This is a genomic window from Burkholderia sp. NRF60-BP8, from assembly GCF_001522585.2.
Taxonomy (GTDB): domain Bacteria; phylum Pseudomonadota; class Gammaproteobacteria; order Burkholderiales; family Burkholderiaceae; genus Burkholderia.
In genome coordinates this window covers 85,209-98,957 of the sequence record NZ_CP013374.1, presented here as the reverse complement: position 1 = coordinate 98,957, position 13,749 = coordinate 85,209, and the positions used below count along the sequence as shown (strand labels likewise).

Annotated in this window: 13 protein-coding genes; 2 read left to right on the top strand and 11 right to left on the bottom strand. The window is 70.8% G+C overall.

The window, feature by feature from the left end; all coding sequences use genetic code 11:
* Positions 1 to 209: 209 nt before the first annotated feature.
* Complete coding sequence (locus tag WS54_RS30070; RefSeq protein ID WP_059779982.1) at positions 210 to 1,247, top strand: sigma-54 interaction domain-containing protein; 1,038 nt, start codon at positions 210 to 212, stop codon at positions 1,245 to 1,247.
* A gap of 44 nt (positions 1,248 to 1,291) precedes the next feature.
* Here WS54_RS30070 and WS54_RS30065 read toward each other — a convergent pair whose 3' ends face one another.
* From WS54_RS30065 to WS54_RS30035, 7 genes are read right to left on the bottom strand one after another with little or no spacing between them, the layout of a single operon-like run.
* Positions 1,292 to 2,242, bottom strand: coding sequence for a glycosyltransferase (locus WS54_RS30065; protein WP_059779983.1), 951 nt, complete (start codon positions 2,240 to 2,242; stop codon positions 1,292 to 1,294).
* Positions 2,232 to 3,320 carry a glycosyltransferase family 9 protein gene (locus WS54_RS30060; RefSeq protein ID WP_059779984.1) on the bottom strand — a complete coding sequence of 363 codons (1,089 nt, stop codon included), beginning with the start codon at positions 3,318 to 3,320 and terminating at the stop codon, positions 2,232 to 2,234. Before WS54_RS30060 ends, WS54_RS30065 begins: the two co-directional genes overlap by 11 nt.
* On the bottom strand, positions 3,317 to 4,318 hold the full coding sequence (locus WS54_RS30055; protein ID WP_034209273.1) for a glycosyltransferase family 2 protein: 1,002 nt from the start codon (positions 4,316 to 4,318) through the stop codon (positions 3,317 to 3,319). Before WS54_RS30055 ends, WS54_RS30060 begins: the two co-directional genes overlap by 4 nt.
* Entirely contained in the window at positions 4,315 to 6,060 is a 1,746-nt protein-coding gene (locus WS54_RS30050) for a carbamoyltransferase family protein (protein ID WP_059779985.1), read from the bottom strand. The genes WS54_RS30055 and WS54_RS30050 overlap by 4 nt, the downstream gene beginning before the upstream one ends.
* 3 nt (positions 6,061 to 6,063) lie before the next feature.
* Positions 6,064 to 7,266 (bottom strand): glycosyltransferase family 9 protein, encoded by a 1,203-nt coding sequence (locus tag WS54_RS30045; RefSeq protein WP_059779986.1) that lies wholly within the window; start codon positions 7,264 to 7,266, stop codon positions 6,064 to 6,066.
* A complete protein-coding gene (locus WS54_RS30040) occupies positions 7,263 to 7,874 on the bottom strand; it encodes a D-glycero-alpha-D-manno-heptose-1,7-bisphosphate 7-phosphatase (RefSeq protein ID WP_059779987.1) in 612 nt (203 codons plus the stop codon). Before WS54_RS30040 ends, WS54_RS30045 begins: the two co-directional genes overlap by 4 nt.
* Positions 7,865 to 8,614, bottom strand: a complete 750-nt coding sequence (locus tag WS54_RS30035) for an SDR family oxidoreductase (RefSeq protein ID WP_034209495.1) — start codon at positions 8,612 to 8,614, stop codon at positions 7,865 to 7,867. Before WS54_RS30035 ends, WS54_RS30040 begins: the two co-directional genes overlap by 10 nt.
* On the opposite strand from WS54_RS30035, the gene WS54_RS33880 reads away from it, so the two are divergent.
* On the top strand, positions 8,504 to 8,776 hold the full coding sequence (locus tag WS54_RS33880) for a hypothetical protein (protein ID WP_162499611.1): 273 nt from the start codon (positions 8,504 to 8,506) through the stop codon (positions 8,774 to 8,776). The two genes, WS54_RS30035 and WS54_RS33880, sit on opposite strands and share 111 nt — an antisense overlap.
* A gap of 37 nt (positions 8,777 to 8,813) precedes the next feature.
* Here WS54_RS33880 and WS54_RS30030 read toward each other — a convergent pair whose 3' ends face one another.
* From WS54_RS30030 to WS54_RS30015, 4 genes are all read right to left on the bottom strand, one after another.
* On the bottom strand, positions 8,814 to 9,341 hold the full coding sequence (locus WS54_RS30030; RefSeq protein ID WP_034185503.1) for a hypothetical protein: 528 nt from the start codon (positions 9,339 to 9,341) through the stop codon (positions 8,814 to 8,816).
* Positions 9,283 to 12,075, bottom strand: a complete 2,793-nt coding sequence (locus WS54_RS30025; RefSeq protein ID WP_059779988.1) for an ABC transporter transmembrane domain-containing protein — start codon at positions 12,073 to 12,075, stop codon at positions 9,283 to 9,285. The genes WS54_RS30030 and WS54_RS30025 overlap by 59 nt, the downstream gene beginning before the upstream one ends.
* 46 nt (positions 12,076 to 12,121) lie before the next feature.
* Positions 12,122 to 12,985, bottom strand: a complete 864-nt coding sequence (locus WS54_RS30020; protein ID WP_059779989.1) for a BON domain-containing protein — start codon at positions 12,983 to 12,985, stop codon at positions 12,122 to 12,124.
* A 185-nt stretch (positions 12,986 to 13,170) separates the two neighbouring features.
* Entirely contained in the window at positions 13,171 to 13,533 is a 363-nt protein-coding gene (locus tag WS54_RS30015; protein WP_059779990.1) for a hypothetical protein, read from the bottom strand.
* Between the last annotated feature and the right edge of the window lie 216 nt (positions 13,534 to 13,749).

Below are 13,749 nucleotides of genomic sequence, written 5' to 3'. Positions count from 1 at the left end.
AACGAGTGCTTAGCAGTATAGAAGAACGGTGTCGTGCATTCGCCGTTCATCGAATAAATCTATCTATCGACGCCAGCCGCATTGCCAGATTCAATGTCGACGAATCGGTATAAAAGGTATCCTGCATACGTGAATGACGACGTGTGCCACGTCGTTTTTTACCTGATCACGACACCTTCGGTCAAAACTTCCCAACTCGGTCCTACTCCATGTCGAAATCCGACGATGACGGCACGCGGCTGTTCGGGCGTTCGCGAACAATTCAGGATTTGCTGCTGAAAGTGTCGCGCGTCGCCGCCACCCGCGTGAGTGTGCTGGTGGTCGGCGAAAGCGGGGCGGGCAAGGATATCGTCGCCCGGCTCATTCACGACATGAGCCCGCGCCGGCGCGGGCCGTTCGTGCCCGTCAACTGCGGCGCGATTCCGAAGGACATCGCGGAGTCGCAGTTGTTCGGTCACGAAAAAGGCAGCTTCACCGGCGCCGTTGCACAACATGTGGGCATGTTCGAGGCCGCGCGCGGCGGCACGCTGTTTCTCGACGAGATCGCCGAGATGCCCGCCGAATTGCAGGTCAAGCTGCTGCGCACGCTCGAAACCAACACGATCGTGCGCGTGGGCGGCCACGAGCCGATTCCGCTCGACGTGCGGATCGTCGCGGCCACCCACCACGATCCGGTCGAGGCACTGCGCAGCGGCCGGCTGCGCGAAGACCTGTTCTACCGGATCGCGCCGATCGCACTGCACGTGCCCGCGCTCAGGCAGCGCGAGGACGACGTCGGCGACATCGCGCTGCAGATCGTCGAACGCCTGAACGCGCGGCACCGCACGAGGAAGCGCCTGTCGACGCAGGCGATGAAGGCGCTGCGTGCGTACACGTGGCCCGGCAACGTACGCGAACTGCGCAACGCGCTGGAGCGCGCGTTCATCCTCGCCGACGAGCAGATCGAACTGCAGTTGCCGCGCCGTCAGCCGCCGCGCGAGGAAGTGCGCCACAACGCGATGACGCTGCATATCGGCACGACGCTCGCGCATACGCAGCAGCGCTTCATCGTCGCGTCGCTGCGCCATTTCAACGGCGACAAGCCGCGCACCGCGAAGGCGCTCGGCATCAGCCTGAAAACGCTGTACAACCGCCTCGCGCTGCTGCCCGAGAACGAGCGCAATGCGGCCAACGGCACCGCGCCCGCGTCGCCGAATGCCGCGAACAGCGGCAGCACGCCCGCTTCGCCGCCCCCAACGACGCAGTGAATTGCGGCGTGACGCCGCCTTCGTCACGTCGTCACGCCGTTACCTCACGCCGTCACGTCGCGCAGCGCGGCGTCCCAGTCGCGCGCGAAGCGCTCGATGCCGAATCGCTCGCAGGCGTCGCGCCGGGCCGCCGCGCCCCACTCGCGCGCCAGTTCCTGATCGCGAATCAACATCCGCATCGCGTCGATCAGCACGGCCGGCCGCGTATCGGCCACGCCGTTGCTGCCGGTCTTCACGAGTTGCGCCATCTCGGTCGTCGCGAGTGCGACGATCGGCAGCCCGATCATCATCGCCTCGATCACCGCGAGCCCGAGGCTCGTGTAGCGAATCGGATTGAAGAAGAATCGGTAGTGCGACAGGAATTGCGGCAGCGCCGGATTCGGCACTTCGCCGATCCCGCCGAGTTCGGTCGAGCCCATCCCGACCAGATCGATCGGCACGCTATGCCGCACGACCTCGAACAGGTCCGCGCCGAGGCGTCGGCCGCGCCGCGCGAGGTTGTTCACGACGGCGACGCCCTTCGGCAGCGTGCCGTGATACTCGACGCCTTCCGGCAGCAGCACGCCGTGCTCGATCACGCGCGTCGGCGTCACGCCGTTGTCCCACATCAGCGCGTTGAACGGCGTCACGTGCACCAGCAACACGTTCGGGTCCTGCACCGGATGCAGCGTGTCGGTCGGATGCTCGCGCGGCGGATCGTGCTCGACGAACAGCGTCGGCAGCGCGCGCTGCGCGTCGCTCAGCAGCCGCAGGCGGTCGTTCCGGTAATGATTCACGTGCTGGTACAGCACGCAGTCGAATGCGGTGTCGCGCACGCACTCGGCCGGCACCTCGTGCACGTTGTCGCCCCACGGCAGGTGCCCGACGCGGCCCGCATAGCCGGGCGGATGCTGCGGCTTCGTCACGATGTAGAAATCGTGCGGCGCCTGCGACAGGTAATACAGGTAGTTGCCATGCACGTGCCAGGTCAGCACGCGCAATCGCTTACGTGACATGACGTCTCTCCTCGGCGAGCAGCTCGCCCGCCCGATCGATCACTTCGCCGACGCCGATCGCCGTCGCGCACTCGTGCCCGTACGGGCACGTATCGAACATGCACGGCCGGCACGCCGGGTAGTTCGCGAGCACGCGATGACGTTCGGCGTCGAGCGGCGCCCAGCGGGCCGTATCGCTGCCGCATGCGACGACGATGCTCGGCGTGCCGAGCGCCGCCGCGACGTGCGACACGCCCGTGTCGTTGCACAGCAGCAGCCGCGCGCGGGCGATCAGCGCGGCCAGCGCGCCGAGCGGCGTGCGGCCGCACAGGTTCACGCACGGCCGCCCGAGGTGCTCGGCGAACGCGCTCGCGAGCGCCAGTTCCGCGCGCGTGCCGGTCAGCACGATCTGCCAGCCGTCGTCGGCGAGCTGCCGCGCGGCAAGCGCGAAGCGTTCGACCGGCCAGCGCCGCGACGCCATCCGCGCGCCGGGATGGACGATCACGTAGCGGCCGGGATCGAGCGCGTGTTCGTCGCAGAGCACGTGCCACAGCGCGTAGTCGAGCCCGCCGAGCGGGAATTCGAGGTAGTCGCCCCAGTCCGCGTAACCGAGCTTGCGCGTGAGCGCCAGATAGCGCGCCACTTCCGGTTCGCCGTCGCGCCACACGAGCGTGCAGTCGAGCGCGGCCGTGCCGCCGTCGGCCGGCACGAAACCGGCCGTGCGCGTCGCGCCGAGCGACGCGACGATCGCGTTCGTGTGCGCGCCGCTGCCGTGCAGCTGGATCGCGAGGTCGAAGTCGCGCGAGCGGCATTCGGCGATGAACGCCTCGCGCGTGGCCGCGTCGGGTTCGGGCTGTTCGCCGAGCCCCGCCGCGCCGGGGAAGGCGATGAAACCGTCGATGTAGTCCGAAAAGCGCGACGCGAACTCGCGCGCCCACGGCAGGCCGATCAACGTGATGCGCGCATCCGGTTCGCCGCGCCGCAGCGCACGCAGCGCGGGCACCGCGCACAGCATGTCGCCGAGCTGCAGCGCGCGGAACACTGCGATCCGCTTCGGGCCGCTCGGGCCGCCGGAATCGACGCTGGGGTCGAGCTTCATAAAAACAGCACCCTGAAGTGAAGCGCGCCGCGCATGCGCCAGTACAGCGACACGGGCGGAATCGCGATGGACGTGACGATCATTTCGGCCACGTGCGACGGCGTGAGCTGCGTGCCGCGCAACCGTTTCGCGCAGAACGCCGCGGTAATCGCGGCCCACACCGCCGCGCACACGATGGCCGGCGCCGGCCAGCCGGCGGCGAAAAAACCGAGCGCGCCGAGCGCGGCCAGCACGGCCGCGTAGTAATGCCACGGCGGCATCGGCCGGATATGACGCCGGTAAGTCGTGCGATGCTTCTTGTACAGCAGCGCATCGAAATACACCTTCGACTGCGCGCCGATGCTCGATCCCCAGCGCGCGGGACGCACCGGATGCACGATGCGCGCGGCGTCGGCCTCGACGATCGGCCCCGCATGCTCGCGCAGCGCGAACATCAGGTCGGCGTCCTCGCGCCACGCGCGCGTGAAGCGTTCGTCGAAGCCGCCGACGCGTTCGAGCGCCGCGCGCCGCACGAAGCAGTTCGCGGTCGCGAATTCCGCATGCGCGAGCCCCGCCGCATCGCGTTCGTAGTCGGTCGGGCACGGCCGCAGCGGCACGTCGATCCGGCCGGCCGCGGCCGCCGCCGACGGCTCGGCCAGCAGCGCGGCCGCGCCGTGGCGCAGCCAGGTCGGATCGGGAATCGTGTCGTCGTCGGTGAACGCGATCAGTGCGCCGCACGCGCTGCGCCAGCCGACGTTGCGCGCGCCGGCCGGGCCCTGCGTGTCGGGCGCGGTCATGTAGCGGATCGCCGGCACGTCGGTCACGCGCGTGCGGCACGCATCGACGACGGCGCGCGCGCTGCCGGCCGGATCGTCGTCCACGACGACGATCTCGTAGGTGGTCGGATCGAACACCTGCACGCACAGCGCGTCGAGGCAGCGTGCGAGCAGGTCGGGCCGCCGATAGGTCGGCACGACCACCGACACGACCGGCGGCAGTTGCGTGTCGCGCGCGTTCATCTCGGTTTCTCCAGCAGGAACGGCCCGATCACGAGCGCGTCGAGCGGCGACGTCCAGAAGCATTCGATCGCGTCGCGCGGCGAGCACACGATCGGTTCGCCGCGCGTGTTGAACGACGTGTTGACGAGCACCGGCACGCCGGTGAGCGCGTCGAACTCGGTCAGCAGCGCATGCAGCAGCGGGTGCTGCGTTTCGTCGACGGTCTGCACGCGCGCGGTGCCATCGATGTGGCGCACCGCCGGAATCCTCTCGGCGCGCTCGGGCACGACGTCGTACACGAACAGCATGAACGGCGCGCGCAGCGGCGTACGCCGGCCGCCGCTGAACCAGTGATGCGCACGGTCTTCGAGCACGACCGGCGCGACCGGCCGGAAATCCTCGCGATCCTTGATCCGGTTCAGCTTGCGCTGCATGTCCGGGTCGATCGGCGACGCGAGGATCGACCGTGCGCCGAGCGCGCGCGGGCCGAATTCCATGCGCCCCTGGAACCAGCCGATCACGCGATTCGCCGCGAGTAGCGCGGCCGTCTGCGCGGCGACGTCGGCGAGCCGCCGGTACGGCAGCTGCGCTTCCTTCAGGAACGCCTCGATCGCATCGTCGTCGTAAGCCGGCCCGAGATACGCGTGATCCATCCGCCAGCCGCCGCGCTCGCCGCGCATCCGGAAGTCGGTCCACAGCGCGGCGCCGAGCGCCGTGCCCGCGTCGCCGGCGGCCGGCTGCACCCACACGTCGTCGAACGGGCCGCGATCGCGAATCTTCGCGTTCATCACGCAGTTCAGCGCGACGCCGCCCGCCATCGCGAGCTGCCGCTCGCCGGTTTCGGCGGCCAGCCAGTCGACCGCCTGCAGCGTCGTCTCTTCGAGCACCAGTTGCAACGCGTGCGCGATGTCGCAGTGATGCGGCTCGATCGGACCGCCGCGTTCGCGCGGCGGCCCGAATTGCGCGGCCAGATCGCCATCGACCACGTCGTAGCGCCCTGCGTCGCGATACCGCACGAGCTTGCGCATCTCGTCGGCGAACACCGGCTTGCCGTACGACGCGAGCGCCATCACCTTGTATTCGTCGGACGAGTGCAGGAAGCCGAGATAGCGGGTCACGCGCTCGTACAGCAGCCCGAGCGAATGCGGCAGGTTGACCTGCCCGAGCCGCCGGTACGTGCGGCCGTCGAACACGCCGTAGCTGGTCGTCGCGCGCTCGCCGCGCCCGTCCATCGTCATCACCGCGCAGCGCTCGAACGGCGCCGCGAGAAACGCGCTCGCCTCGTGCGCGAGATGGTGCTCGATGAAATGCCAGCGGAATGGCCCGTCGTGCGTGACGCCGCGAAAGCGCCGCTGCAGATGATGCGGCGCGCCGCCCGCGAGCTGGCGCGGCGCGTTGACGATCGACGACAGGAACAGCGGATGCCACGGCGACGCGCCGTCGGCGCGCGGCGCATGCGCGGACGGCGACAGCGGCAGGGTCAGCGCCGGCTCCGTGCCTTCGCGGTCGAGTTCGAGCCACGGGTCGTACGAATACGCGACGTGGTCCACGTCGGCGAGCGTGATGCCCGCTTCCGCGAGGCAATAGTCGATCGCGTGGAAGGGCAGCTCCCAGGTCGAGAACGGCACCGGGCGCTTCGCGTGCTTCACGTGCGTGAAGCGTTCGTCCTCGGCCGCCGCGATCACGACGCCGTCGCGCACGATGCACGCGGCGCTGTCGTGGAAAGCGGCGTTGATGCCGAGCGTATGGATCGGGTCAGGCATGCGTCAGTTCCTCGTGATGACGTGCGCGAACGGCAGCACGTTCGATGCGTGCGCCGCGACCGGCTCGCCGCCGTGCGCGGCAGCCCGCGCGGCCGCGCGTTGCGCATGGCGCGCGCGGCCGTGCAGCAACGCGTGCACGGCGGCGACCACGTCGTCGACGCTCACGCCGCGCAGGCACGGATGGCCGGGCTGATTGCAGACGCTGCGGTAGCAGTTGCGGCACGGCACGTCGACGTTCAGCACACGATGCGGCACACGCCACGGCGTGTGCTGCGGATTGGTCAGCGCGTACAGGTCGACCACCGGCGTGCCGAGCGCGGCCGCGAGATGCACGGGGCCGCTGTTGTTCGACAGCAGCAGATCGGCCGTCTCGATCAGCGCGCCGAGTTCGCCGAGCGGCAGCACGCCGGCGAGCGGCACGGCGCGCGGCCCGGCGCGTTCGCACACCGCGTCGATCAGCTCGCGTTCGCCCGCGCTGCCCGTCACCGCGATGCCGTCGAACAGCGGCGCGACCGCGGCGGCGGCTTCGCCGAAACGCTCGGCCGGCCAGCGCCGCGACGCCGCGCTCGCGCCCGGATGGACGACCAGCCAGCGCGCGCGCCGCGCATCCGGCCCGCGTGCGCCGCCGATGCGTTGCAACGCGGCCTGCAAACGCGCGTGCAGCGCGCGCCGCGCCACGTCACCCGGGTCGAACGCCATCCGCCAGTCCGACGTCGTCGCGCCGACGGTGCGCACCAGCGCGAGCTGACGCGCGACCTCGTGGCGCACGTGCGATTCCGGCTCGGTTTCCGGCACGCGGTCGGTCAGCAGTTCGTACGGGTTCTCGCGACAATGCGCGAGCCGCAGCGGAATGCCGGCGAGCCAGCACATCATCGCGGCGGGCAACGGATTCTGGCTGTAGACGGTGAAGATCACGGCCGCGTCGAAGCGGGCCGCCAGCAGCCGGTCGATCATGTCGAGATCGGCCACCGGGTCGCCGCGCACGTCGGGATGCTTGACCCACGGCGCGTCGTAGCGCCACACGTCGTCGACCATCGGCAGATGCGTGGCGAGCGCGGCGCCCGTGCGCGACGTCAGCAGCGTCAGCCGGCGGTCGGCGCCGCTTTCCTTCAGCGCGCGCAGCGCGGGCGTCGTCATCAGCACGTCGCCCATGCTGTCGAGCCGCACGCACAGGATGCGGCGGGCGCGGCTCCAGGCCATGTTCATCGCCGCACTCCCGAGCCGTGCCGGCGCACGGCTTCGCGCACGACGATGTCGGCGGCCAGGTCGATGCGGTCGACGACGTGGAGCGGCGTGCGCGCGGCGTTGACGCGCCACTCGGTCTCGTGACCGCAGTCGACCAGGATCGTGCCGCAGCGCGCGGCGCGGCCGGCCTCGACGTCGTCGAGGATGTCGCCGATCATCCAGCTCCATTCGGGCACGGCGCCGAGCGCCGCCAGCGCGCGCCGCAGCATGCCGGGGCGCGGCTTGCGGCAGATGCAGTCACAGGTGTAGCGCGGCACGCTGCCCCGCGGGTGATGCGGGCAGTAAAAAAAATCCGCCAGCGTCGCACCGTTCGCTTCGAACAGTTCGGCGAGACGCTGGCGGACCGCGCCAAGCTCGTTTTCGGTAAAGCGGCCGAGCGCGACGCCCGACTGGTTCGACACGACCGCCAGCGGCATGCCGGTCGCGCCGAGCGTACGCAGCGCGCGTGCCGCGCCCGGCGCGAGGCGCATCCGGGCGGGATCGACGTTGTACGGCACGTCGTCGAGCAGCGTGCCGTCCTTGTCGAACAGCACCGCGCCGGGCAGCCGCCGTTCGCGCTTCAAGGCCATGACGTCTCCTTCATCGGCAGCACCATCAGTTCCGGCACGACCGTGCCCGGCGGCTGGGTCAGCACGAAACGCACGGCGGCCGCGACGTGCTCCGGCGGCTGCAGCGTGTCCTCGTCGATGTCCGGAAAACGGTCGAGCAGGAACGGCGTGCGCATCCCGCCCGCGACGATCGCCGACACGCGCACCCCGCTCGGCCGCAGTTCGGCATGCAGCGCGTGCGACAGGCCGAGCAACCCCCACTTCGTCGCGTGATACGCGGACGCGTTCGGCCACGCCCGCTTCGACGCGGTCGACGCGATGTTGACGATATGCCCGTCGCCGCGCGCCTTCATCATCGGCACGGCCGCGTGACACATCAGGTACGGGCCGAACAGGTTGGTCATCAGCACCTGCTGCCACGCGTCGACGCTCACGTCGTCGATCGGCGCGGTCACGTCGATCGCCGCGTTGTTGACGATCACGTCGAGGTCGCCGAGCGACTCGCGCGCATCGTGCACGACCTGCAGCACCGACGCTTCGTCGCGCACGTCGAGCGGCCGGCCCACCGCCTGCCCGCCGTGCCGTTCGAGCCGCTGCGCGACGGCCGCCGCGCGATCGCCGTCGAGATCGGCGACCACCACGTGCGCGCCATGGCGCGCAAGCTCTTCGCAAATGGCTTCGCCGAGACCGCGGCCGCCCCCGGTCACGAGGGCGGTCCGGCCGGCGAGCGGCGGTCTGGCTGGATCGTGAGTCGCGTTCACCTGCACCTCCTGTCGATGTCGGAAAGCAATCCGGCTGACGGCGACGCTTGTCGCGACAACCGTCCGTGGATGAGGTACAGCGAAAACCGTGCCGGCCTGCGCGCGCCCGCGCCGCATCGGGCCGTGCCGCGCGCGCGCTGGCTTTTTTATAACCGGCTGTAAAAACGGGTCCCGGGCGGCCGCGCCTGGGCGGCCCCCCTCAGATCGCCAGCCCGTCGGGCGTCGCCTGCGCACGGTGCTTCGCGAGCGCGCGCAGGCAGTGCGCGATGCAGCCCGCGAACGCCTCGTCGAACCACGGCTGCGCGCCCGACACGCCGACCACGATGCCGCCGAGCGCGACGCCGCCCCACAGGTTCGTGTCGCCGGCGCGCAGCCGGTACGGCTCGAGCGCCTGCACGACGTGGCCGTCGCGGCCCGTTTCCCATGACAGCCGCGCCTTGGCCCGCGCATACGCGCGATAGTCGGCGTCCCAGTCCTTCGGGTCGGGCAGCGAAAATTCATACAGGATCGCGTCCTCGAACGCCGCGTCGTGCGGCCCGAGCGCCGGGTCCATGATCACGATGTGCAGGCAGCCGCTGTCGCCGACGAAGTCGCTCTGCAGCGCGGCGGCCAGGCTCGGCAGCAGCAGCTCGACGGCCGCCACCGCGGCCTGGCGGTCGGCGAACGCACTACCGCCGCGACGCGCGTTCAGGGCTTCGGGTGTCGTCGGATTCAGAAGGTTCGGCATGGATTTCTCCGGAGGAAAACGCGAGCGCACGCAACGCCGCGATCAGGTCGGCCGCTACCGCGGGCTTGGTCAGGTACGCATGGAAACCGGCTTCGACCGCGCGCGTGCGATCGCGATCGCGCGCATGGCCGGACAATGCCAGCGCCTCGAGCGGCGCGCGGCCGTCGCGATCGCGCGTGGCATCGAGCTGACGCACGCGCGACATCACCGTATAGCCGTCCTCCTCGTCGTCGCCGAGGTCGATGTCGCAGACGAGCAGCGCCGGCCAGTCGGCCCGGCGCGCGCGCCACAGGTCGTCCAGCAACGCCTGGCCCGACGCATACGCGTGCACGTCGGCGCCGGCCACCTGCAGCAGTGCGGTGAGCGCGTCGCGCGCCTCGTCGTGGTCGTCCACGCACGCGATGCGCAGGCCGTCGAGCGGCCTGGCCGTCGCCGCCGCGCCGGCGTCCGCGTTCGGCACGGCGCCGCCCGGCTGCATCGACGCCGGCGCCACCGCGCACAGCGGCAGCGACAGGTGCAGCGTCACGCCGACATCGTCGCGCTCGCGCACGACGTAGCCGCCGGCCTCCTCGATCGTGTCCTGCAATCGTTCGAGATCGATCAGCGACAGTTCGGTGGCATCGACGCCCGCGCACGCGATCGTGATCCGCGCTTCCGGATCGTGGCGCGCCGTGCGCACCTCGAGTTGCCCGCCGCTGCTCGCGTCGATCGCGCCGCGGCACAGTTCCCACACGAAGCGCCGCAGCGCGGCCGGATCGGCCTTGACGACGAGATCCTCGTCGGACACGTGGCGGAACACCGGCACGCCGCGCTGCGCGGCCGCCTCCGCCAGCGCATCGAGCACCTGCGACACGAGCGGGTTGATCCGCACCGGCTGGCGCGCGAACTTCGCCTCCGTGCGTTCCAGTTCGCGCTGCTTCGCCTGCAGCGACCACATCTGCGCATACACGCCGCCGCTTTCGAGCAGCTCGTCGTGCGTGCCGTGCTCGACGAGCCGGCCATGCTCCATCACGAGGATGCGATCGGCATCGACGATCGTCGACAGCCGGTGCGCGATGATGAGGCTCGTGCGATGCTGCGCGACGCGCATCAACTCCTGCTGGATCGCGCGCTCCGAGCGCGTGTCGAGCGCCGACGTCGCCTCGTCGAACACGACGATCGGCGGCGCCTTCAGCAACGCGCGCGCGATCGCGACACGTTGCCGCTCGCCGCCCGACAGCCGCACGCCGCGCTCGCCGACGCGCGTGTCGTACGCGTCGGGCAGCCGCTCGATGAACGCGTCGAGCTGCGCGCCGCGCGCGGCCGCGACCACTTCGCCGCGAGTCGCATCGCGCTTGCCGTATGCGATGTTGTACGCGAGCGTGTCGTTGAACAGGATGGTGTCCTGCGGGACGATGCCGAGCGCGTCGCGCAGGCTGCGCTCGGTGACGAGCCGCAAGTCCTGACCGTCGATCCGGATCGTTCCCGCGTCGGGCTGATACAGCCGGAACAGCAGCCGCGCGAGCGTCGACTTGCCCGAGCCGCTGCCGCCGACCACGGCGATCGTCTGCCCGGCCTCGATGCGGAACGACACGTCGAACAGGATCTGCCGGCTCGGCTCGTAGCCGAAGTCGACATGCTCGAACTCGATCGCGCCGCCGCGCACGACGAGCGGCTGCGCACCGGGCGCATCGCCATCCTCGCCGGGCTTGCCGCGCGCATCGAGCAGCCCGAACAGCCGCTCGACGTTCGTCATCGCATCGTTCGCCTCGCGAAACACGAAGCCGAGCGCGTTCAGCGGCAGGCTGATCTGGATGATGTATGCGTTGATCAGCACGAGATCGCCGATCGTCATCGCGCCGCGCGCGACCTGCTGCCCGGCGAGCAGCATCACGGCCGCGATCCCCGCGCCGATGCACGCGCTCTGCCCGATATGCAGCGTCGACAGCGCGTACTGGTTGTCGACGCCGGCTTCGCGCCACGCGTCGAGCACGCGATCGAGCCGGTCGCGCTCGACGTCCTCGCGTGCGAAGTACTTGACCGTATCGACGTTCAGCAGGCTGTCGACCACCCGCGAATTCGACTCGGCCTCGAGTGCGTTCACCCGCCGCTGGTAACGCATGCGGCGGCGCGTGAACACGACCGTATAGGCCGCGTAGACGGCGAACGTGACGAGAATGATCGCGGTGAAGCCGCCGCCGTACTTGCCGATCACGATCACGAGCACCGAGCCGATCTCGATGGCCGTCGGCACGATCGTGAACACGGCGACGCCGAGCAGGTAGCCGATGCCGGCCGTGCCTTTCTCGAGGTCGCGCACGACGGCGCCCGTCTCGCGCTGCGCATGAAAGCGCGCGCCCAGCCGGTGCAGGTGACCGAACGTGCGCACGGTAAACGACGCGACCGTATGCTGCGTGACCTGCACGAAGGTCATGTCGCGCACTTCGTTCAGCGCGTTCGACGCGAAGCGCACGACCGCGTACGCGAACAGCAGCAGCACCGGCCACGCCAGCGGCTGGCCGGCCACGCGGCCGAAACCGTCGACGATGTCCTTGAGCAGCAGCGGCACCGACACGGCCGCCGCTTTCGCGAGCACCAGCAGCCCGATCGCCGCGAGCACGCGCGCGCGGTAACGCCAGATCGCGCGCCACAGTTCGCCCGCGATCCGCAGCCGCAAGCCACGCGCGTCGCCGCGCGCGCGGGGTGCGGGGGCATCATGGTGCCTGGTCGGCGTGTCGTCGATTCCGGTCGTCATGCACGCGTTGCCCGCGGTCGGGGTCGAGCCGTTTCACCCACGGCCGTCAGTGGCGCGATTCACGCTCGCGGCCGGGCACGACGGTGCCGGGCTCGGGGTCGCGCGCGGCAGGCTGGGTCGGCGTGACGGTCCGCTGATCCGGATGCAGCACCATGCCCGTATCGTGTTCGCCGTCGCGACGCACGCGCACGCGATTCTCGACGTCGCGCACGCCCATGCAGCCGTCGGCCAGATCCTCGATGTCGTGCCTCATCCAGCGTGCCGGCACCGTGCCGTCCAGCTCGACGCGCCCCTCCTTCACCTGCACGGTCACATCGCTCACGTCGATCTCGAGCGCGTGCGCGAGCCGCTCGCACACGTCCTCGCGAATCCGCTCGTCCGAGCGCGTATAGCCTTTCGGCCCGCGGCGATGGCGCAGCGCATCGCGTTCGGCTTCGCTGCCGAACCGCGACAGGTCCGGGGCGCGGCCGCCGTAGCGCGGGTCGCCGCGAGGGTCGCCAACGTCGCGCTCGCCGCCGTACCAGCCCATCCGGTGCTGACCGCGGAATTCCCGGCGTTCGTCGCCGTACCGGCCTTCGCGGCCCTCCGCGCGACGACCCGTCCCGCCGTAGCCGCGCTCGGGGTCCCGCGCCGGCTGGCGCGCGCCGCCCGGCCAGTCCGGGCCGGCGCCGCCGCGCCGCTGCTCGGCCGGGCGCGCGGCGCGCTCGGTCCATTCGCTGCCCCAGTCTTCCGGGCCCACGTCCTCGCTCGCGAAGCGGCGGTAGGCCGATTCATCGTCTTCTTCCGGCCATCGCGCCGGGTCGTCCGGGATGCCGCGCTCGCCGGCGCCCCGGTACGCGCGTTCGTTGCGCTCCTGCCAGTCGGGCGGGCCGCCACGCGCGCCATGCCGTCCGGGATATCGTCGTTGCATCGTGTCTCTCCTTGATCGCGCCCGCGCCGCGCATGGCCCCATGCCGCGTCGCGGCGCGCATCGGTCGGGTCAATGCAAATCGCGTGCCGGGGCCGTTGCCGGGCCGCGACGGTTGTGCGCCGCAGCGCCGGGAAGCCGTCCGCGCCCCAATCTGCAACGCGATTGCAGTTTTTGCGCGCCGCGCGTCACGGCGCGCCGCCGGGGCCGCCCCCGTCGCCCGGTTCGTCCGTGCGACCGGGCTCGCTCAGCCGCTCGGTGCGGTCCGGCTCGATGTCGGCACCCTCCTCGAGCGTCGAGTCGCCGTCCGCCGACGCGCGCTCGCCGGTGCCCGCGCGGTCGGTATCGCTGTCGAGCGAGGCGTCGCCGCGTTCGAGCGCGTGATCGTCGAGCGGCGAGTCGACGTCGAACGGATGGCGCCGCGCGCCCGCCGTGTCGCTGCCGCTGTCGGACGAGTCGCTCGGGCCGAGCGCACGGCCGTCGCGACCGCGGCTGGCGTTGTCGTCGTCCGGGCCGGCCGGTTCGTTGTCGGGATTCAGCGTGCTGTTCATGTCGATCTCCTTGCCTGGCTTGCCTGCCGTGGAGCCGGCCGGACGGCCGCGGCACGGCAGGGGGACCGAACCGTCGTGCAATCGGCATGCCGCGCCGGCCGTCGTCGGGCGCGCCGGCGCGAATCCGGCTCGCGGTGCGGTGGACGGCACGGCCGATGCGCACCCATTGATCAGCCGAATCGAGTTCCTTTATTCTTTCGGACGTGCCAATCCGGT

Coding starts and splice junctions, on each gene's coding strand:
- WS54_RS30045 (WP_059779986.1), bottom strand. CDS start 7,266: ATGAACATGGCCTGGAGCCGCGCCCGCCGCATCCTGTGCGTGCGGCTC.
- WS54_RS30060 (WP_059779984.1), bottom strand. CDS start 3,320: ATGAAGCTCGACCCCAGCGTCGATTCCGGCGGCCCGAGCGGCCCGAAG.
- WS54_RS30030 (WP_034185503.1), bottom strand. CDS start 9,341: ATGCCGAACCTTCTGAATCCGACGACACCCGAAGCCCTGAACGCGCGT.
- WS54_RS33880 (WP_162499611.1), top strand. CDS start 8,504: ATGGCGCGCAAGCTCTTCGCAAATGGCTTCGCCGAGACCGCGGCCGCC.
- WS54_RS30020 (WP_059779989.1), bottom strand. CDS start 12,985: ATGCAACGACGATATCCCGGACGGCATGGCGCGCGTGGCGGCCCGCCC.
- WS54_RS30015 (WP_059779990.1), bottom strand. CDS start 13,533: ATGAACAGCACGCTGAATCCCGACAACGAACCGGCCGGCCCGGACGAC.
- WS54_RS30025 (WP_059779988.1), bottom strand. CDS start 12,075: ATGACGACCGGAATCGACGACACGCCGACCAGGCACCATGATGCCCCC.
- WS54_RS30065 (WP_059779983.1), bottom strand. CDS start 2,242: ATGTCACGTAAGCGATTGCGCGTGCTGACCTGGCACGTGCATGGCAAC.
- WS54_RS30040 (WP_059779987.1), bottom strand. CDS start 7,874: ATGGCCTTGAAGCGCGAACGGCGGCTGCCCGGCGCGGTGCTGTTCGAC.
- WS54_RS30055 (WP_034209273.1), bottom strand. CDS start 4,318: ATGAACGCGCGCGACACGCAACTGCCGCCGGTCGTGTCGGTGGTCGTG.
- WS54_RS30050 (WP_059779985.1), bottom strand. CDS start 6,060: ATGCCTGACCCGATCCATACGCTCGGCATCAACGCCGCTTTCCACGAC.
- WS54_RS30070 (WP_059779982.1), top strand. CDS start 210: ATGTCGAAATCCGACGATGACGGCACGCGGCTGTTCGGGCGTTCGCGA.